At 71.3% G+C, this 19,407-nt stretch carries 17 protein-coding genes and 2 pseudogenes; 12 read left to right on the forward strand and 7 right to left on the reverse strand.

What is annotated here, in order from left to right:
• The first annotated feature begins 1 nt into the window (after position 1).
• On the forward strand, positions 2-385 hold the full coding sequence (locus tag DEJ27_RS07190; protein ID WP_110859345.1) for a helix-turn-helix transcriptional regulator: 384 nt from the start codon (positions 2-4) through the stop codon (positions 383-385).
• Here DEJ27_RS07190 and DEJ27_RS07195 read toward each other — a convergent pair.
• The gene (locus DEJ27_RS07195; protein WP_375231892.1) at positions 382-1,140 is read right to left on the reverse strand and encodes an NADPH-dependent F420 reductase; all 759 of its coding nucleotides are present in this window, start codon (positions 1,138-1,140) and stop codon (positions 382-384) included. The genes DEJ27_RS07190 and DEJ27_RS07195 overlap by 4 nt on opposite strands.
• 41 nt (positions 1,141-1,181) lie before the next feature.
• On the opposite strand from DEJ27_RS07195, the gene DEJ27_RS07200 reads away from it, so the two are divergent.
• The 3 genes and pseudogenes from DEJ27_RS07200 (at position 1,182) to DEJ27_RS07210 (ending at position 4,351) form a co-directional block, all read left to right on the forward strand.
• On the forward strand, positions 1,182-2,498 hold the full coding sequence (locus tag DEJ27_RS07200) for a sensor histidine kinase (protein WP_258370307.1): 1,317 nt from the start codon (positions 1,182-1,184) through the stop codon (positions 2,496-2,498).
• Between the two features lie 4 nt (positions 2,499-2,502).
• Positions 2,503-3,186, forward strand: coding sequence for a response regulator transcription factor (locus DEJ27_RS07205; protein ID WP_111090604.1), 684 nt, complete (start codon positions 2,503-2,505; stop codon positions 3,184-3,186).
• A gap of 34 nt (positions 3,187-3,220) precedes the next feature.
• A pseudogene (locus DEJ27_RS07210) lies at positions 3,221-4,351 on the forward strand (low temperature requirement protein A).
• Between the two features lie 75 nt (positions 4,352-4,426).
• Here the strand turns inward: DEJ27_RS07210 and DEJ27_RS07215 are convergent.
• Positions 4,427-6,256: a BCCT family transporter gene (locus tag DEJ27_RS07215; protein WP_258369827.1), complete on the reverse strand. Its 1,830-nt coding sequence runs from the start codon at positions 6,254-6,256 to the stop codon at positions 4,427-4,429.
• Between the two features lie 326 nt (positions 6,257-6,582).
• Here DEJ27_RS07215 and DEJ27_RS07220 point away from each other — a divergent pair, with 326 nt between their 5' ends.
• Genes DEJ27_RS07220 through DEJ27_RS07235 form a run of 4 tightly spaced genes read left to right on the forward strand, consistent with a single transcriptional unit; the run spans position 6,583 to position 12,244 of the window.
• Complete coding sequence (locus DEJ27_RS07220; protein ID WP_110859351.1) at positions 6,583-7,854, forward strand: ABC transporter substrate-binding protein; 1,272 nt, start codon at positions 6,583-6,585, stop codon at positions 7,852-7,854.
• A gap of 25 nt (positions 7,855-7,879) precedes the next feature.
• Entirely contained in the window at positions 7,880-8,851 is a 972-nt protein-coding gene (locus DEJ27_RS07225; protein ID WP_110859352.1) for a carbohydrate ABC transporter permease, read from the forward strand.
• The gene (locus DEJ27_RS07230; protein ID WP_110859353.1) at positions 8,848-9,759 is read left to right on the forward strand and encodes a carbohydrate ABC transporter permease; all 912 of its coding nucleotides are present in this window, start codon (positions 8,848-8,850) and stop codon (positions 9,757-9,759) included. The genes DEJ27_RS07225 and DEJ27_RS07230 overlap by 4 nt, the downstream gene beginning before the upstream one ends.
• Positions 9,760-9,769: 10 nt before the next feature.
• Positions 9,770-12,244 carry a TIM-barrel domain-containing protein gene (locus DEJ27_RS07235; protein ID WP_110859354.1) on the forward strand — a complete coding sequence of 825 codons (2,475 nt, stop codon included), beginning with the start codon at positions 9,770-9,772 and terminating at the stop codon, positions 12,242-12,244.
• A gap of 124 nt (positions 12,245-12,368) precedes the next feature.
• On the opposite strand, the gene DEJ27_RS07240 is transcribed toward DEJ27_RS07235, so the two are convergent.
• The 4 genes from DEJ27_RS07240 to DEJ27_RS07255 all read right to left on the reverse strand — a co-directional run bounded on the left by DEJ27_RS07240 (position 12,369) and on the right by DEJ27_RS07255 (position 15,714).
• Complete coding sequence (locus DEJ27_RS07240; RefSeq protein WP_110859355.1) at positions 12,369-13,415, reverse strand: LacI family DNA-binding transcriptional regulator; 1,047 nt, start codon at positions 13,413-13,415, stop codon at positions 12,369-12,371.
• Between the two features lie 94 nt (positions 13,416-13,509).
• Positions 13,510-14,223: a GAF and ANTAR domain-containing protein gene (locus tag DEJ27_RS07245; RefSeq protein ID WP_110859356.1), complete on the reverse strand. Its 714-nt coding sequence runs from the start codon at positions 14,221-14,223 to the stop codon at positions 13,510-13,512.
• Positions 14,220-14,933 (reverse strand): GAF and ANTAR domain-containing protein, encoded by a 714-nt coding sequence (locus DEJ27_RS07250; RefSeq protein WP_110859357.1) that lies wholly within the window; start codon positions 14,931-14,933, stop codon positions 14,220-14,222. The genes DEJ27_RS07245 and DEJ27_RS07250 overlap by 4 nt, the downstream gene beginning before the upstream one ends.
• Positions 14,926-15,714, reverse strand: a complete 789-nt coding sequence (locus DEJ27_RS07255) for a helix-turn-helix transcriptional regulator (protein WP_110859358.1) — start codon at positions 15,712-15,714, stop codon at positions 14,926-14,928. Before DEJ27_RS07255 ends, DEJ27_RS07250 begins: the two co-directional genes overlap by 8 nt.
• A 192-nt stretch (positions 15,715-15,906) precedes the next feature.
• On the opposite strand from DEJ27_RS07255, the gene DEJ27_RS07260 reads away from it, so the two are divergent.
• From DEJ27_RS07260 to DEJ27_RS07275, 4 genes are all read left to right on the forward strand, one after another.
• Complete coding sequence (locus DEJ27_RS07260; RefSeq protein ID WP_146238504.1) at positions 15,907-16,245, forward strand: hypothetical protein; 339 nt, start codon at positions 15,907-15,909, stop codon at positions 16,243-16,245.
• On the forward strand, positions 16,239-17,282 hold the full coding sequence (locus DEJ27_RS07265; protein WP_111090605.1) for a helix-turn-helix domain-containing protein: 1,044 nt from the start codon (positions 16,239-16,241) through the stop codon (positions 17,280-17,282). Before DEJ27_RS07260 ends, DEJ27_RS07265 begins: the two co-directional genes overlap by 7 nt.
• Before the next feature lie 134 nt (positions 17,283-17,416).
• Positions 17,417-18,526 carry an acyl-CoA desaturase gene (locus tag DEJ27_RS07270; protein WP_111090606.1) on the forward strand — a complete coding sequence of 370 codons (1,110 nt, stop codon included), beginning with the start codon at positions 17,417-17,419 and terminating at the stop codon, positions 18,524-18,526.
• A 16-nt stretch (positions 18,527-18,542) separates the two neighbouring features.
• Entirely contained in the window at positions 18,543-18,752 is a 210-nt protein-coding gene (locus tag DEJ27_RS07275; RefSeq protein ID WP_111090613.1) for a cold-shock protein, read from the forward strand.
• Between the two features lie 439 nt (positions 18,753-19,191).
• Here DEJ27_RS07275 and DEJ27_RS17720 read toward each other — a convergent pair.
• Positions 19,192-19,407 (reverse strand): annotated as a pseudogene (locus DEJ27_RS17720) (hypothetical protein); the annotation flags it as partial.

The raw sequence follows: 19,407 nt of genomic DNA on the forward strand, positions 1-19,407 counted from the left end.
CATGTCAAACGAAGAGTCGACGGTCGGGCACGACCCCTTCCCCCTGCCCGCCGTCGAGGACCTCGAACTGGTGCGGGTGCTCCGGGCGGCCGGTGACCCCGCGCGACTGGTGATCATCGAGCGGCTGTCGGACGGCGACCACCACCCGTGCAACCTCACCGACTACCGGCTCGACATCCACAAGACGACGCTCTCGCACCACTTCAAGGTGCTGCGCGAGTCGGGGCTGACGCGGACGCGGGTGACGGGGCGCGAGCACGCCGTGCAGCTGCGCCGGGACGCGCTCGACGCGCGCTGGCCAGGGCTGCTCGACACGCTCGTCGCGGCTGCGGTGCGGGACGACCCCGAGGCGCGGGCGGCGCCCGAGGTGTCGCCCCCGGGCTAGCGGCGAGCCGCTGCCGCCAGTGCGGCGGTCATGCCGGCCCGGTCGTGCCGGACCCCGTACGCCGGCTGGTCGCGCTCGTACCGCCAGCCCTCGCTGAGTGGCCCGACGTCGACCACGTCGAACCCGAACCGCTCGAGCAGCTCGGTGACGACGGCCTTCGCGTCCGCGTCGTCCCCGGCGACGGTCAGGGCTCGGCGCCCCGGCGTGCCCGCGGGGGACCCGTCCGTGGTGACGTCGGCGGCACCGAGGTTGTTGAACGCCTTGACGACCCGGGCGTCCGGCAGCGACCGCTGGAGCAGCTCGGAGGTGGTCGGCACCGCGCCCTGCTCGAGCTCGTCCACGGGTCCGAAGAACTCCGGGTAGTAGTTGCCGGTGTCGACGACGACCTTGCCCGCGAACGCCTCGGCCGGCAGGTCCCGGTAGCCGTTGATCGGGATCGAGACGACGACCACGTCGCCGGCCCGGGCGGCGTCGGCGACGGTGGCTGCTCCGGCACCGGGGGAGAGTTCGTCGATCAGCGACTCGAGCGTCTCGGGCCCGCGGGAGTTCGCGAGGACGACGTCGAGCCCGACGGCGATCGCGCGGCGGGCGATCTGCGCGCCGACGTTGCCGGCGCCGATGATGCCGAGGGTCTCGATGGGGGTGGTGGTCATGTGCTTCCTGTTCCTCGATCCGGATGGGTTCCGAGCAACGGTCGCTCGCCGACGCCGACGGCGGCATCCGTCACTCGACGTATCCGCGACGGGTCTCGGCAGGGCCGGTGGTGCCGAGCCGCGCTGGCCCCTACCGTGGGCACGTGCCGAGCGCGACCCGCCCCGACCAGCCGCACTGGCGCATCGCGCCGTGGCGGTTCCTCCTCTCGTCGACCCCGTGGCGGTCGGTGCTGTACGTCGCCCTGACCGCCGCACTCGGGCTCGTCCTCGCGGCGCCGGTGGTGGCCACATGGTTCGTCGCCCCCTTCTGGGCCGTGTTGATCGCCCGCTTCGAGCGGTGGCACCCGGTCGTGATCGGCGAGCCGTGCATCGCCGACCCCCGTGCTGTCCGCCGGAACCGCCCGGGAGGGATCCGCGAAAGACTGCGCGACCAGGTGGTCTGGCGCGAACTCGGGCACCTGGTCGTGTTCGCCGCCTTCGCCGCCGCCGGGTTCGCGCTCCTGGTGCTGACGCTGGTCGCCCTCGTGCTCGCCGTCCGCGCGTCGATCGGCGGCGCACCCCGGCCCGACGACGTCATCGGGAACGCGATAGCCGGGCTGCACCTCGCCGCACCGGTCGTGCTGGCCGGGTCGATGGCGGTGCTCGTCGTCGCGCTCTACGGGTTCGCCGCCCTGGCGCTCGCCGAGGTGTCGATCGCCCGCACGCTGCTCTCCGGCCGGGCCGAGGTGCTCGAGCAGCGCGTCGAGGAGCTCACGTACTCCCGGCAGGCGTTGCTCGACGGGTTCGACGCCGAACGCCGGCGCATCGAACGCGACCTGCACGACGGCGCCCAGCAGCAGCTCACGGTGCTCGCGATGAACGTCGGCCTGCTCGTCGTCGAACTCGACGCGGCCGTGGCAGCGGCCGCGGAGCGGGACCGACCCGACCTCGACGCACTGCGCACCACGGCCGACCGGATCACCGACAACGTCGACGACGCCGTCCGGGCGCTGCGGGACAGCGTGCGCGGCATCCATCCCCGGGTGCTCGTCGACCACGGGTTCGGTGCCGCGGTCGACGAGCTGGTCGCGCGCTCGCCGCTGCCCGTCCGCGTCGACGTCCGCCTGCCGGAGCGGCTGCCGGCGCGGACCGAGACGGCGGCGTACTTCGTCGTGAGCGAGGCGCTCACGAACGCCGTCCGGCACGGTGCCGCCCATGCGGTGTCGGTGACCGCCGGGGCAGCGGACGGATGGTTCCGGCTCGAGGTGGTGGACGACGGGACGGGCGGTGCGGTACCCACGCCCGGCGGTGGGCTCGACGGTCTGCGTGAACGTGCGGCGGTGCTCGGCGGGACGCTCGTGGTCGACAGCCCGGCGGGCGGCCCGACGGCGCTCCGGTTCACGGTGCCGCTGCACGCCGAGGCGGTGCCGCCGCGCGACGTGGCCGTGCCCCTGCGCGAGCGTGACCGCACCGACTCGTGATCCAATGACGCTCGTGAAGATCTTCGTGGCCGAGGACTCCGTCCTCCTGCGTGCCGGCCTGGTCAGCCTGCTCGAACGCTTCGGGCACGCCGTCGTCGGGACCGCCGAGGACGCCGTCGGCCTGGTGTCTGGCGTGACCGCCCTCGTCGCGGCGGGGGAGGCCCCCGACCTCGTGCTCACCGACGTCCGGATGCCCCCCGACGGAACCGACGACGGGCTGCGTGCCGCGATCGCCCTGCGCCGGGAGCACGTCGGGCTGCCCGTGGTGGTGCTGTCCCAGTACGTGGCGGACGCCTCCGTGCAGGACCTGCTCGACGACGGCGACGGCGGTGTCGGCTACCTGCTGAAGGACCGCGTCGGCAAGGTGCCGACGTTCCTCCGGTCGCTCGAGACCGTGGCGGACGGCGGTGTCGTGGTCGACCCCGAGGTGGTCCGGCACCTCACCGGGGGCCGCGCCGCACCCAGCCCGCTGTCCCGCCTGACCGACCGCGAACGGACCGTGCTGACGCACATGGCCGAGGGCGCCTCGAACGCCGACATCGCCGCGGTGCTCCACCTGTCGGACGCCGCCGTCGCCAAGCACGTCGGCAACGTGTTCACGAAGCTCGACCTGACACCGGACGACGCCAACCGTCGTGTCCGTGCGGTGCTCACCTACCTGCGCGAACAGCGCTCCGAACAGCGCTGAGGAGCCGGAGATGACGACCATCGGACTGCGCCGCATGGTGCCGCGCGACCCCGACCAGCGACACCGGGCCGCGAGCCCCCTGGAGCTCCTGTTCGACCTGGTGTTCGTCGTCGCGGTCGGCTTCGCCGCGACGAACCTGCACGAGATCGAGGTCGAGGGACACGTCACCTCCGCCGTCCTGTCCTACGGGCTGGTGTTCTTCTCGATCTGGTGGGCCTGAATGAACTTCACGTGGTTCGCCACGTCGTTCGACACCGACGACTGGCTCTACCGGGTGATGACCTTCGTGCAGATGGCCGGGGTGCTCGTCCTCGCCGCCGGGGTGCACGCGGCCATGGTCGAGAACGACTTCACGATCGGCATCATCGGCTACGTCGTCATGCGGCTGGCCCTGGTCGGGCAGTGGATCCGCGCCGCCGCATCCTCCACCCGCTACCGCCGGACCGCCACCCTGCACGCCGTCGGCATCACGGTCGTGCAGCTGCTCTGGGTGCTCTCCCTGGCCCTGCCCGACGACGTCTGGGGGTACGCGGCACCGTTCCTCGTGCTCGCCGAGCTGTCCGTGCCGATCTGGGCGCAGACCTCGACGGGGACGGCCCCGTGGCACACCCGGCACCTGGCCGAGCGGTTCTCCCTGTTCACCCTCATCGTCCTGGGCGAGGGGCTGGTGGCCTCGGCCGGCGCGGTGATCGACGCCCTCTCGCACACCGAGCACCTCGGAGCCCTGCTGGCGCTCGCGGGCTGCGGGCTGGTGATCACGGTCGGCATGTGGTGGATCTACTTCTCACGCGAGCAGCACGCGCACATCCGCTCGCTGCCCACCGCGCTCGTGTTCGGCTACGGCCACTACTTCGTCTTCGCCGCCGCCGGTGCCCTGCCGGCCGGCATCGAGGTCGCGGTCAGCGCCGACGCCGGACACGTCGAGCTGTCCTCCGCCTCGGTCGCCGCGACCGTCGCGGTACCGGTCGCGGTGTTCGTGCTGTCGATCTGGGCGCTCGCGATCCGGCCGTCGCTGTCGGCACGGGCCAACGCCGTCGTGGTGGCCCTGGTGCTCGTGGTCCTCGCGTCGATCGCGGTGCCGGCGGTGTCGTTGCCGGTCACGGCGCTCGCCGTGGCGGCGGTCGTCGTGACCCTCGAGGTCGCGTCCGCACGGACCGACACCTGACGGACGACGGACGGGAGGCACAGCGCCAGCTGGCACCGTGCCTCCCGTCCGTCAGGTGGTCGCGTCGACCACCCGTCAGCGCTCGGGGTGCTCCGTCGCCGACGTGTCGGCCGACGTCGGACGCGCGTCCAGGCTCGGGTCGACCGCCGGGTCGGCCGAGACCGACGACGGCCGCACCGGGAAGTCCTCGAGCGCACCGGCCTCCACCGCCGAGGACGCGGTTCCGCGGCCGCCGCGCACCCGGTTCTTCACCGCGGCCCACGGACGGCCGAGGCCGGACCGTGCCGGACGCTCGGTCGGCGCCTCGACCTCGAGGCCGTAGTAGGCGCCGACGTGCTCGAGCAGGACCTCGCGCTCGGCCTTGTCGTAGGCGCGGCGCTCGCGCGTGAAGGCGATGATCGTCGACCAGCAGGTCAGGATCAGGACGACGCTGAACGGCAACGCGGTCGTGATCGCCGCGGTCTTCAGGGCGTTCAGTCCACCGCTGAGCAGCAGGGCGACGGCGAGCAGTGCAGCGACACCGGCGAAGAAGACCCGCAGCCAGTTCTTCGGCTCGATGTCACCGCCCGACGCGATCATCGCCATCACGAGCGAACCGGAGTCCGACGAGGTCACGAAGAACACGCCGATGAGCAGGATCGCGCCGTAGGTCAGGACCATGCCGGCGGGCAGGTCGCCGAGGACCGCGAACAGCGACCCCTCGATGTCGACCGAGCCGTCCGAGCCGATCAGGCCGCCCGAGCCGTCGGTCTGGCGGTGGATCGCGGTGCCGCCCAGGACGGCGAACCACAGCAACGTGAGCGCGGTCGGCACCAGGAGGACGCCGAACACGAACTGGCGGACGGTGCGGCCCTTGGAGATGCGGGCGATGAAGACACCGACGAAGGGCGCCCACGACATCCACCAGCCCCAGTAGAAGGTGGTCCAGGCGCCCTGCCAGGCCTCGCCCTCGGCGCCCTGCTGCGCGGTGACGTTGAACGACAGGCCGACGATGTTCTGCAGGTAGGAGCCGATCGACTGCACGAAGTCGCGGAGCAGGAACTGCGTCGGCCCGACGATGAGCACGAACAGCAGCAGTGCCGCGGCGAGCAGCAGGTTGAAGTTCGACAGGATCTTCATGCCCTTGGTCACGCCGGTGACGAGCGAAACGATCGTGACGGCGGTGATCACCGCGATGATGGCGATCTGGCTGACGATGCTGCTGTCGGCGATGCCCGCGCTCTCGAGTCCGGCGCCGATCTGGATGACCCCGAGGCCGAGCGAGGTCGCGACGCCGAACAGCGTGCCGACCAGGGCGACCACGTCGATCAGGTTGCCCCAGCCGCCGCGCACGCGGTTGCCCAGCAGCGGTTCGAGGGCCCAGCGGATCGACACCGGGCGACCCCGGCGGTGGATCGCGTACGCCAGGGCGAGGCCGAGGACGACGTAGATCGCCCACGCGTGCAGGCCCCAGTGCAGGAACGTCTGCGTGAGGGCCTGCTGCGCGAGCTCCTTCTCGTTGCCGGTGACGCCGGGGCGCGGGGAGGCGAAGTGGCTGAGGGGCTCGGAGACGCCGTAGAAGACGAGGCCGATGCCCATGCCGGCGGCGAAGAGCAGTGCGAACCACGAACCGGTCGAGAACTCGGGCTCGTCCTGGTCCTTGCCGAGCTTGATGTCACCGAAGCGGCTGAAGCCGACGAACAGCGAGAAGCCGACGAAGAACGCGGCGATCAGCACGTAGTACCAGCTGAAGTTCTTGACGATGCCGTCCTGCAGACCGAGGAACAGCGCCTCGGCGGTGGAGGGTGAGATCAGGGTGAAGGCCACGAACCCCAGCACGATGACGGCGGCGGGCCAGAACACCCACCGCCGCAACTGCGGTGTCGTGGTCACGGGTCCGGGCAGGGGAGGAGTGGTGCTTGCCATGCAGTCCATGGTGCCCGCTCGCGTTCCTGTACGTTCGCCCAGGCGTGTCGTGGCCGACGATGCGCTCCGCGCCGTCTCCGTCCCAGCGCGCCGCGTGCTCGTGGACCAGGCGGCGACTCGCGGCCGTGGACGCGCGCTTCGGCGGACGGGAGGCGCGGGGCGGGATGGCACTGTGCCTCCCGTCCATGGGGCGCACCGACCACTGCCACATGCGATTACAACGTTGACGTGCGCTTTACAGCGCTGTAAACAGGAGCCTGCGCGACGATGCGCAACGAGGGAGAGACCCGATGGTGGGAAGCAGGACCGCAACACTCCAGGCCGCGGTGAGCCGGCGGGGGTTCCTCGCGGGCGCGGCCGGTGGCATCGCACTCGGCACGATGGCGCTCGCCGGGTGCGCGACCCCGGGGCGTGCCGCCGGTGGTGCCACGACGCTCCGCTTCTACGAGCAGAAGCAGGAGGTCATCGCCTACTTCGACAAGCTGCTGCGGAAGTTCGAGGGGGAGCACGCCGGCTTGTCGGTCGTGCACGACAGCACGGCGGCCATCGCCCCGCAGTTCGTGCGCGGCGAACCGGCCGACGTCGGGTGCTTCAACGACAACCTCGAGCTCGCCCGGTACATCTCGCGCGGCGTGCTCAGCGACCTCAGCGACCTGCCGTCGGCAGCGCGGGTCCGACCGGACATCGACACCCTGACGAACCAGTACGCGAAGTTCGAGGACCGCACGAGCGTGCTGCCGTACTCGCTCGCGGCGGCCGGGGTGATCTACAACAAGCGGATCTTCGCCGAGCACGACCTGCCGGTCCCGACGACGTGGGACGAGTTCGTCGAGGTCTGCCGGACGCTGCAGAAGGCCGGCATCACGCCGATCTACGCCACCGACCGGGACACCTGGACGCTCTGGCAGGGCCTGTTCGACTACTCGGTGGGCAGCCTCGTCGACACCGGCTCGTTCTTCCGCAGGATGAAGGCCCTCGGCGCCGACGTCGGGCCGGACTCCGAGGTGTCGTTCGAGAAGGACTTCGCGGTGCCGATGGAGCGCGCGAAGACCATCTCGTCGTTCTTCAACCGCGACCACGCCACCCGGGCCTACGCCGACGGCAACCTGGCGTTCGGCAAGGGCGAGGCCGCGATGTACCTGCAGGGCCCGTGGGCGCTCGGGCAGATCGCGCTCATCGACGAGAAGTTGCCCGTCGGCACCTTCGCCCTGCCGGTGTCGAACGACCCGGCCGACCGCAAGGCTCGGGTCAACATCGACCTCGGGCTCTGGATCCCCACGGCGTCCGAGCACCCGGAGCAGGCGAAGGAGCTCGTCGAGTTCCTCATGCAGCCCGAGGTCATCGACGCCTACAACCGCGACAACCTGGCGTACTCGCCTCGCATCGACGCACCGCCGCAGCAGGACGAGCGCCTCGCCGGCCTGCAGCAGTACGTCGACGACGCGGCGTTCTACCAGGGCGCCGGCACCTTCATCCCCACGTCGATCCCGCTCGGCAACTACCTGCAGTCGGCGATCCGGAGCGGGGACTTCACCTCGATGCTGCAGCGGCTCGACTCGGACTGGCGGCGGCTCGCCGGCCGTTCCGCGACGGTCTGAGCCGGACCAGGACACAGGAGCCACCATGACCATGCAGACCCCGCTCTCCCGCGACACCGACCCGGAGACCTCCGGACCGGCGACCGACGCCGCCCGCACGCACCGACGTGTGGGCGCGCGCGGTGTCGGTTCACTCAGCCGCACCGAGGGCATGTACTACCTGTTCCTCGTGCCGGCCCTCGTGCTGTTCACGGCGTTCGTCGTCGCCCCCGCCTGCGTCGGCGTGTTCTACAGCTTCACCGACTACCTCGGGTTCGGGCAGTGGGACTTCATCGGCGTCGAGAACTACAAGGCGCTCGTCTCCGACCCGGCGATCCTGGCGTCGTACGGCTTCACGCTCGGCTTCGCGGCCGTCACCGTCGTCGTCACGCAGGTCGTCGCGCTGTCCCTGGCGATCGCCCTGGCGAAGAAGATCCGGTTCGCCGCCGGGTTGCGGTCGGTGTTCGTCATCCCGATGGTGATCTCAGGGATCATCGTCGCCTACGTGTTCAACTTCCTGTTCTCGAACACCGTGCCGGCCCTGGCCACGAGCGTCGGTTTCGGCCCGCTCGAGCAGAGCATCCTCGGCGACCCGAACCTCGCCTGGCTCGCGATCGTGATCGTGTCCGCCTGGCAGACCGTGCCCGGCGCGCTCCTCATCTACACGGCGGGTCTGACGTCCATCCCCGAGGAGCTGTACGAGGCCAGTGCGCTCGACGGCGCGACCGGCTGGAAGCAGCTCCGCTCGATCACGCTCCCGCTGCTCGGCGGCTTCATCGTCATCAACACCGTGCTCGGCGTGAAGGGCTACCTCGGCGCCTACGACGTGATCGTCGGTCTGACCAACGGCGGCCCCGGCAGCGCGACGAGCAGCGTCGCGATGACCATCTTCGGCGGCTTCACCGGCGGCGACTACGCCTACCAGATGGCGAACGCGACCGTGTTCTTCATCATCACCGTCCTCATCTCCGTGCTGCAGCTCGCGGCGACCCGCGGAAGGAACCTGCGACTCGCATGACCGCCATCGACACACGACCCCCGACCGACACCCGCGCCGTGACCACCGGCGGCGCCGGTCGTTCCGGCCGCGGCCACCGCCGACGACTGGGCGGTACGAACTGGACCCTGACCGTGGTCCTCGGCCTCGCGTCGCTGACCGTGCTCATCCCGCTGTACGTGACGCTCTCGATGGCGTTCAAGACGACCGAGCAGTCCGTCGACGGCAACGCGCTCTCGCTGCCGTTCCCGTTCAACCCGGGCTCCTTCGCCGAGGCGTGGCAGCTGACCCGGTTCCCGGTGTCCTTCTCGGTGTCCCTCGGCGTCGCGGCGCTCACCGTCGTCGCCACGCTGCTGCTCAGCTCGTTCGCCTCGTACGCGATCGTCCGGAACTGGCACAAGCGGTTCTTCCGCTACTCGTTCGTCTACCTGCTCGCGGCGATGTTCCTGCCGTTCCCGGTAGTGGCGCTGCCGCAGATCAAGCTGACCGCCGAGATCGGCCTCGACAACCCGATCGGCGTCGGGATCCTGCACGCCATGTTCCAACTGTCGTTCAGCGTGCTGCTCTACTCGGCGTACCTGCGGTCGATCCCGGTGGAGCTGGAGGAGAGCGCCCGCATCGACGGGGCATCCACGTGGCAGATCTTCTGGCGGATCATCCTGCCGCTCCTCGGCCCGATGAACGCGACGGTCGGCATCTTCGCGTTCCTGGCATCGTGGAACGACTTCATGATGCCGTCGCTCATCACGGCGGATCCGGGGTTGCAGACCCTGCCCGTGGTGCAGAACATCTTCCAGAGTCAGTTCGGCACCAACTACAACGTCGCCTTCGCCTCGTACCTGATGGCGATGGCGCCCACGATCATCGTCTACCTGTTCGCGCAGCGCTGGGTCATCAGCGGCGTGACGCAGGGCGCGGTCAAGAGCTGAGAGGCACCACGTGAGCAGCACCACCGGCACCAGCACCACCACCACCACCGGCACCACCAGCGCCGTCCTTCCCACCATCCGTCCGTTCCCCGGTTCGGACCCGGTCGCCGACCCCGCAGCCGTCGTCACCGGCGACCACTGGCGCATCACCGTGCTCGACGCCGGGGCGTTCCGCATCGAGTGGAGCGACGACGGCGGGTTCGAGGACCGGGCATCGACCTTCGCGATGCGCCGCCGCCTGCCCGTGCCGGCGTTCACCGTGGAGCGGACGGCCGCCGCCGACGGCACCGGCACCGCCGCCGGCGTCGTCGTCACCACCGACCGCGCCCGACTGCGCTACGACGGCCGCCCGTTCAGCCCGAGCGGCCTGGTCGTCGAGACCACCGGCCCGGACGCCAACCGCTGGCGCTGGGGGCAGGAGCCGCGCGACCTCGGCGGCACCGGCCGCACCCTCGACGACGTCGACGGCCGGATGCCGCTCGAACCGGGGATCCTGGCCCGCGACGGCATCACCGCGCTCGACGACAGCGAGTCGTTCCTGTTCGCCGACGACGGCTGGATCGGCACGCGGGTCCCCGGGCGCCGCGACGTCACGGTCTTCGCGTACGGCCGCGACTACGACGCCGCGCTGCGCACCTACCACGCGGTCTCCGGGCCGCCGTCGCGGATGCCGCGGTGGGCACTCGGCAACTGGTGGAGCCGGTACCACCCGTACAGCGACACCTCGTACCTCGAGCTGCTGGACCGCTTCGCCGACGAACACCTGCCGTTCTCGGTCGCCGTCATCGACATGGACTGGCACCGGGTGGACTCGGTCCCGCCGCGCTTCGGCAACGGCTGGACGGGGTACTCGTGGGAGCCGTCGCTGTTCCCGGACCCGCGGGCGTTCCTCGCCGAACTGCACCGCCGGGGGATGCGCACGACGCTGAACCTGCACCCGGCCGATGGCGTGCGGGCGTTCGAGGACGCCTACCCCGCGGTGGCGCGCGCGATGGGGGTCGACCCGGAGACCGAGCAGCCGATCCCGTTCGACCCGACGGACCGCCGGTTCCTGCAGGCGTACTTCGAACAGCTGCACCGCCCGCTCGAGGAGCAGGGCGTCGACTTCTGGTGGATCGACTGGCAGCAGGGCCGCGAGACCGGGCTGCCCGGGGTCGACCCGCTGTGGCTGCTCAACCACTTCCACCTGCTCGACTCGGCGCGACACACCGCGTCAGGCGCAGGCGCAGACGCAGACGAAGCTGCAGCCCCGGTCGACGGCATGACCTTCTCGCGCTACGCCGGCCCCGGCAGCCACCGCTACGCCGTCGGGTTCTCCGGCGATGCCGTCGTGTCGTGGGCGTCCCTGGCGTTCCAGCCCGAGTTCACCGCCACCGCCGCGAACATCGGCTACCCCTGGTGGAGCCACGACATCGGCGGCCACACCCGCGGCGTCCGCGACGACGAGCTCGCCACCCGCTGGGTGCAGTTCGGGGTGTTCTCGCCGATCATGCGTCTGCACTCGGCGAACAACCCGTTCATCCGCAAGGAGCCGTGGGTGTTCCCGGCCGAGGCGCGCGCAGCGATGGGCGAGGCGCTCCGCTTCCGCCACCGCCTGGTGCCGTACCTGCACACGATGAACCACGGCACCGCCGAGGGAACCGCGCTGGTCCGGCCGCTCTACCACCTGGAGCCGCGCCGCGACGAGGCGTACCGGGTGCCGAACACCTACGCGTTCGGCTCGGAGCTGCTCGTCGCCCCGATCGTCGCACCCCGCGACCCGGTCAGCCGGCACGGGGTCGCCCGGGCCTGGTTGCCGCCGGGCACCTGGACCGACGTCTTCACCGGCACGGTGTACGCGGGCGACCGGTTCGTCGACCTGCACCGCACGCTCGACACGGTGCCGGTCCTGCTGCGCGCCGGCGGGATCCTGCCGCTCGCCGCGGCCGACCAGCTCGACGCCACCGTCAACCCGACGGCGTTCGAGGTCCTCGTCGCCCCGGGTGCCCCGGGTGCCTTCACCATGGTCGAGGACCACGAGGGCGAGGGCAGCCGCACCGCCCGGACACGTCTCAGCTGGGACCCCGAGCACGCCGAGTTCCGGGTGCACGCCACCACCGGAGCCCTCGACGTCGTCCCCGCCCACCGCGAGTGGCGGATCACGTTCCTCGCCGCACCTGCCGACGGCCAGGAGCCGTCGGCGCGTTCGGCCGACCGGTTCTCGGTCGACTTGTCGGTCGACTCCGCGTCGGGTGGCTCAGTCACGCTGGTCGGCGCACCGGTCGTCGGTGTCGACGCGCGGGACGCCGTCCGGCGGGTCCTCGAGGGCGCGCAGGCCGGCAACCCGGAGAAGCTCGAGGCGTGGGAGGTCGTGGCGAAGGACCTGCCGCGTGCGGAGCGCATCGTCGAGCTCGGCACCGTGGGCCTGCCGAACGCCCTGCGGGACGTCGTCGTCGAGCTGCTCGGCAGCGTGCACCCGGGGGAGTCGACTCCCGCAGGCCGCTGACGGCAGGCGACGTGGGACGAGGCGGAGGGGAGGCCCGTGGCCGGGCCCGCCACGTGCCCTGGGACCGGCCACACTGCGGACTGGAGGCTCGTGGCCGGGCGCGCGCCGGGCCTCCTGTCCGTCGTCAGGCGCCCTGGTGCGCCGCCCGGTCGGACGTGCCGTCCGCGTACGGCGCGCTCTCGCCGACGAGCAGGCGGTGGCCGACCGTGACGAGCCGACCGGGCACCTCGGAGCCGTCCATCCGCTCGACCAACAGGTCGAGGGCAGTGCCGGCGAGGGCGACCGTGTCGGGTGCGACGGAGGTCAGACTCGGCACCAGGCTCGACCCGAGGCCGACCGCGTCCCAGCCGACGACCGCGACGTCACGGGGCGCGTCCAGGCCGCGCAGGCGCATCGCCCGGAGCGCCCCGAGCGCCGCCAGGTCGTCGCGGCAGAGCAGCCCGTCGACCTGCAGGCCGGCGTCGAGCGCCGCACCGAAGGCGACTTCGGCACCGGCGGCGTCGCCGACCTCGCGGGGGACCAGCAGCGCGTCGTCGAGCGGCAGGCCCGCGGCGACGAGTCCGGCGCGGTAGCCGTCCAGGCGCAGGCCGGACGTGCGCGAGGACGGCCCGGTCTCGTGCCCGAAGAACCCGATGCGGCGACAACCGAGCGCGACGAGGTGCGCGACGGCCTCGGCGGCGGCGCCGGCGTTGTCGATGACGACCTGGTCGGCGTGCGGCGGCCGGACGTCCTCGCCGAGGAACACCACGGCGGTGTCCCCGCGGATCCGGTCGATCGTCTCGGGCGTGAGCACCTGGGGGTGGATCACGACCCCGTCGACCACGCCGGCCTCACGCCCCCGCACGGCGGAGCGCTCGCCGTCCGGGTCGCCGGCGGTCTCCTCGAGCAGGAGCTGGTAGCCGCGGTCGGCGCAGACCCGCGAGAAGACGTGGGCGAGCTCCGCGAAGTAGGGGCGACGCAGGTCGGGGAACGCGAAGGCGAGCATGTTCGACCGCCCGGTCGCGAGTGACCGGCCCGACACGTTCGGCCGGTAGCCGAGCTCGTCGATGGCGGCCTGTACCCGGCTGCGCATGGGGTCGCTGACGTGCTGGTAGCCGCGGACGACGTTGGACACGGTCTTCATCGAGACACCGGCGTGCGCGGCGACGTCCTGCAGCGTGACCTTGCCCATCCGCTCACCGTAGCGGGCGGAGGGTCGGGGTCCGGCGGACCGACCGGGCCAGCGGTGTCGACGGGGCGTGCTCAGGCGCGCTCCGGCCTGCTCGTCAGGGGACGAGTCGGCGCTGCACGATCGCGCGGGCGACCTCGGAGAGTGCTTCGTGGTGCTCGAGCGCGTACCCGCGGATCACGGCGAAGGCGTCCTCGATCGAGACGCCCCGCAGGTACGACACGACACCCTTGGCCTGCTCGATCACCTCACGCGAGCCGATCGTGCGCTGCAACTGTGCGCGGACGACCTCGTGCTCGCGCAGGGACCGTTCGTGCAGGATGCCGATCGTCGCCACGTCGGCCAGGGCCCGGGCGACGCGCAGGTCCGTCTCCCCGAGGGAACCGGGGCCGACACCGAACAGGTTGAGCGTGCCGATGACGTTGCTCCCCAGCCGCAGCGGGACGGCGTGCACCGACCGGAACCCGAGCGCGAGCGCACCCGTGCGGAACATCGCCCACTCCGCCGGTGCCGACTCGATGTCCGGACACGTCACGGCCCGTCCGGTCGCGAACGAGGTCATGCAGGGGCCGGCCTCGGCGTCGAGCTGCAGGACCTCGACGAGCCGGGTGGCCTCGGACGTCGAAGCCACGACCTCGAGCTCCTGGTCGTCGTTCGCCAGCAGGATGCCCGCGGCGTCGATGCCGAGCACGTCGGCGCAGGTCTCGACCAGGGTCTGCAGGAGCTCCAGGACGTCGTACGCATCCACCAGGGTGTCGGCGAGCGATGTGAACGTCTCGAGGATCTGTGCTTCTCTGCCTGCCGTCGTCACTGGACCTCCTCGATCAGGTCGCCTCGTTTCTCGAACCGGACCGTGCCGTCCAGGATCTGCTCCGCCACCCGCCGCATCGTCCTCCGACGGGCGAACGCGTGGCCCTGCAGCAGCAGGTAGGCGTCCTCGGGGCTGATGTCGAGCTGCGCGAGCACGACCCCGGTGGCCTGGTGCACCACGCGACGCGACGAGGGACTCCGGTCGAGCAGGGCGTCGTCCTCGTCCGCGATCGAGCGGAGGGCTCTGCGGAGGACCCGGCGGCTGACGGCCGAGGCGAGGGTCATGGCCTGCCGCACCGTGTCGTCCTCGATCGTGGCGGGCCGCGGCACGTACACGTCGACCGCGCCGAGCGGGAACGGGCCGAACGCGACCGGGAACGCGAAGACCGCACCGACCGGTTCGCTCCGGACGGCCTCGTTGAAGGCGGGCCACGCGGCGTTCGGATGACGGACGACGTCGGTCTCCAGGACCGGGGCGTCCTTCGCCAGGGCGGCCCAGCACGGGCCCTCGGACAGGTCGAACTGGATCTCGTCGACGCGGACGGCGACCTGGTCCGTCGCCGAGACGGTCTCGCTGGGGCAGAGTTCACCGAACGTCGAGATCGCGACGCCGCCCATCGGCAGCGCGAGCGCGATCGGCCGACTGAGTTCGTCGTCGGCGATGTCCGCCGACCGGAGCGCACGGAGTGCACGCTCGAATGCGTCATCCATGGTCGCCTTCCCTGCCGTGATCCGATCCTACGCGCTGTCCCGTTCCGGACGATCCGGACGGCGCAGGCGCGCTGGACGGCGGTCCTGCGCGCCAGGCCGGCAGTTCGACCGGCGGGTACGACCCCTGCTCGTCCTGCACCCGGAGCATCGCGTCCAGGGCGACCAGGCTCACGCCGGACGTCTCGCGCACGACCGCCCGCACCGCGTTGCCGAGCAGGAACGCCATCAGGTCCTCGCTCCCGCCGTCGGGCCGGTAGTCGCGCCACGGGCCGGACCCCGCTCGCTGCAGGGCCCCGGTGAGCACGGCCTTCGGGTCGTCGACGTCGACCTCGCAATCGAGCACCAGGCGGAAGCGCCGCTGGTTCCGGTCCGACAGGCTCGGTGCGCCGTCCTCGTCCTCCTCCGGAACGAAGGAGCGCAACGCCGACGAGGGAGCGATCCCGTAGGCCGCACGGAAGGCCGCGGCCATCCGGCCCGCGTTGCTGAACTGCCAGCGCTCGGCGATCTCGGCGATGGTCTGCCGGTCCGGTGCGCCGGAAGCCGCCTGCAGATCACGCCGCACCCCCTCGAGCCGGACCGCCCGGAGGAACGTCCCCGGGGTCTGCCCGATCTCGGCCTGGAACCGTTTCTGCAGGCTCCGCGGCGACAACTGCACGGCCGCAGCGACGTCCGCGACCGTGATGTGGGTCGCCGCGTGCTCGTGGACGAACCGGAGGGCGTCACGTACCGCACGGGAGAGCCGGGGCGGGACGTCCTGGGTCGCACTGCTCCCGTCGGTCATGAGCCGACCGTACGGGAACCGTCGATGGTGCGCTCCCAGGGCCCGATCGAGGCCGAGCGAGGCCGTGCATGATCAGCCCTGTACGGCCCGAAGTCAACCCCTGACATTGCGGGAAGTGTCCTGTCGATACTGAAACTGTCTCGTGTGCCGCTGTTCTGGCGGTGCGCCACATCGAACCGACAGGGAGGCGCGATGGGACACCGACAGGGCTCCACGACCACGACCAGGATGACCGATGCCGTCGTCTGGCAGCAGGTCGTCCACACCGACCGGATCCGGGCGCTCGCCGCCACGGACCCGACCGACATCCGGGTGCAGCCGGTCGACTCCGGGTGCTGGCGCGTCGTCGACGCAGCTGCCGCCTGGGGTGACCCGGACATGCTCCTCGGGTTCATCGAGCGCACGGTCGACGGCTTCGACTGCACGCTCATGGCGGCGCTGCACGAGCACGACCGACGGGCCACCCTGCAGGACGCCCGCGCCTGGTTCGAGCACCACTGCGGACAGCACCTCGACGAGGCACCGTGCTGACCGCGGTCCACGGGACCGACACGGCCCGGACCGTCACCGCGCGGATCGACGCTCACCGACGTCGCACCGAACGCTCCGGTACCGACCGGGCCTTCGCGGCACGCGTGCTCGCCCAGGCCGGGCACGGCCGTGACGTGCGCTTCGACCTCGAGGACGACGCCTTCCGGCTGCCGTTCCGGTTCCGCTACCGGACCCGACGGGACGGCTGTGTGAGCCTCGTCACGGTGTCGGCGACCTCCGGTTTCTCCGGGGTCTTCCAACCCAACGACCGCATCGTCGTCGGGTGGTCGAGCACCGGCGGTGTCCGCGTCGCCGTCGACGGCGGGGTCGTCCTCGAGACCAGGCCCGGCACGCCCGTCCTGATGCCGACGTCCGGGGAGTTCTCGGTGCGTGCCCCGAAGGGCACGCTGCAGCTCGTGAGCATCGACCGGTCGCTCCTCGACCAGGTGGGCTCGTCGCTGGGAGCAGCAGCGCCGGGACTGCCGACCCGGGGAGCCGAGCCCGCCATCGCGGCGCTCGAACACCTGCGCCGGTGCGTCGAGCAGGTGGCCGTCACCGCGACGCGCGACGGGTTCACCCCGGGTGCCCGGACCGGTGCGCAGGTCGCGCTGGTCGAGGCCGTGCTCCGAGCCTTCGGGGTGCTGACGCCCGCGGTGCTCCGCCGTGCGGTGATGCCGTCGACGGTCGAACTCGCCGAGGCCTACCTCGAGGGCCATTGCGACCGGCCCTTGTGCCTCACCGACATCTGCGACGCCGTGGGTGTGAGCCCGCGGACCCTGCAGACGTCCTTCATGCGGGAGCACGGAGTCTCGCCGATGACGTTCCTGCTGCGGATGCGGCTCGACCGGGTGCACGCGGTCCTCGAGTCCAGCAGCCGGCACGAGACCAGCGTGAGCGAGGCCGCGATGGCCTGGGGCTTCCGGCACCTCGGGCGGTTCTCGGGGACGTACTTCCGTCGGTTCCGGGAGTACCCGGGGCAGACGTTGCGTGCATCGTCCGGGTCGTGCGCAGACGGTCCGGAGCGCCACGCGGGCTGAACCGGTGTGTCGCGCGACGTGTTCCGGACACCACGGTGAACACGCAAGTTCGGCCCCTAGGGTCGCCACAAGCGCACTCGCGTGAACTCCCTCGAACCGGTTGAAGGACCGATCCGTACCGGAAGGCGGTCCACATGACCACCACTCCGCTCGCTCAGGGTTACACCCGCACTCGTCCCGCTACGGGTGCCCGCAAGGGCACCTCGACCTACTCCGCGCTGCTGGCGCAGGTGAAGGAGAACGGCCTGCTCCGCCGTCGTACCGGTTTCTACTGGGCACTGTTCGGCGCACTCGTCGGCAGTCTTGCCCTCACCTGGGTCGCGTTCGCGTTCCTCGGTGACTCGTGGTTCCAGCTCATCGTGGCCGGCGCGCTGGGCGTGCTGTTCACGCAGTTCGCGTTCCTGTCGCACGAGGCCGCGCACCGTCAGGTGTTCGAGTCCCAGAAGTGGAACGACCGCGCGGGCCGCTGGCTCGGCACGTTCCTCGTGGGGCTCAGCTACTCGTGGTGGATGAACAAGCACACCCGCCACCACGGCAACCCGAACACCGTCGGCAAGGACCCCGACATCGCGCCCGACGGCATCCGGTTCCTGCCGGAGGACGCCGCGGCCGTCAAGGGCGGCGCGATGAAGACCTTCATGCGCTTCCAGGGGTGGCTGTTCTACCCCCTCCTGACGCTCGAGGGCCTGAACCTGCACCGCTACGCGGTGATGTCGATCGTCACCGGAAACGGCACCAAGGCCGACAAGAAGCACCGCCTCATCGAGGGTGCCCTGCTCGTGGCGCGTTTCGCGATCTACCTGACCGTCGTGTTCTGGTTCCTGCCGTTCGGGATGGCGTGTGCGTTCCTCGGGGTGCAGCTCGCCGTGTTCGGCGTGATGATGGGCGCCTCGTTCGCCCCGAACCACAAGGGCATGCCGACCATCGCGCACGACGCGAAGGTCGACTTCTTCTCCCGCCAGGTGCGCACCTCGCGCAACATCCGTGGCGGCTGGTGGGTGTCGTTCCTGATGGGCGGCCTGAACTACCAGGTCGAGCACCACCTGTTCCCGTCGATGCCGCGCCCGGCACTGAAGCAGGCCCGCCTGCTCGTCCGTGACCACTGCGACACCCTCGACGTGCCCTACACCGAGACCACGCTGCTGCGGTCCTACGGCATCGTCGTCCGGTACCTCAACCGCGTCGGCCTCGCCGCCCGCGACCCCTTCGCGTGCCCGATGGTCGCGCAGCTGCGCATCCACTGACACCGTGCTGACCGCCATGCCCACGGGCACCGTCAAGTGGTTCGACCACAGCAAGGGGTACGGCTTCATCCACCCCGACGACGGGTCCCAGGACCTGTTCGCGCACTTCTCCAGCATCGTCGCGGCGACCGGCTCCCGGCCGCTCGCCCAGGACGACCACGTGCAGTACCAGATCGGGCCGGGCAAGAAGGGTCCGCAGGCGGACAACATCTCGATCATCCGCTGATGGGCACCACCACGAGCGACGCCCCGACCGGTCCGGTCGGGGCGTCGCTCGTTGCGCGCGTGGCCCCGGCAGCCCGAGTCTCGGCCCCGCGGACAGGTTGCGGGTCCCGGTACGCGCAAGCTGTCCGCGGGGCCGAGTCCCGGCAGGGGCCGCCGGCCCGGCGCGCGGACACGACGGACGGGAGGCACGGTGCCAGCTGGCACCGGGCCTCCCGTCCGTCCGTGCGCCCGTTCTTTCCCATCGCGCGCGCGTTGGTTCGCAAGAACGGGCGTACCTGGTCGAAACAACCCACCAGGTACGCCCGGTTCCACCAGGTACGCCCGGTTCCGCCAGGTATGCCCGGTTCCGCCAGGTACGCCCGGTTCTGCTCGGCGCACGACGCACGACGGCCCGGACCGCGCTGCTGCGTGGTCCGGGCCGACTGTGGTGGTGCGGGGTGTTACTTGATCTGGGCGGTGATGGTGGCGGTGCCGACGAGCAGGCCGCGCTTGACAGCGTCGGTGCCGAAGGTCTTGTTCAGCAGGCCGGCGGCGTCTTCCGAGATGTGGACGGTGGTGCCGGTCAGGATGGCGTTGTCGCCCTCGAGCTGGAGGGGCTTGAGCGAGCCGCCGTGCAGCTCGAACAGGAACGCGTTGGCCGCGGCGACCTTGCCGTT

The sequence above is a fragment of the Curtobacterium sp. MCPF17_018 genome, assembly GCF_003234135.1.
In the GTDB taxonomy this organism is placed as follows: Bacteria; Actinomycetota; Actinomycetes; order Actinomycetales; family Microbacteriaceae; genus Curtobacterium; species Curtobacterium flaccumfaciens.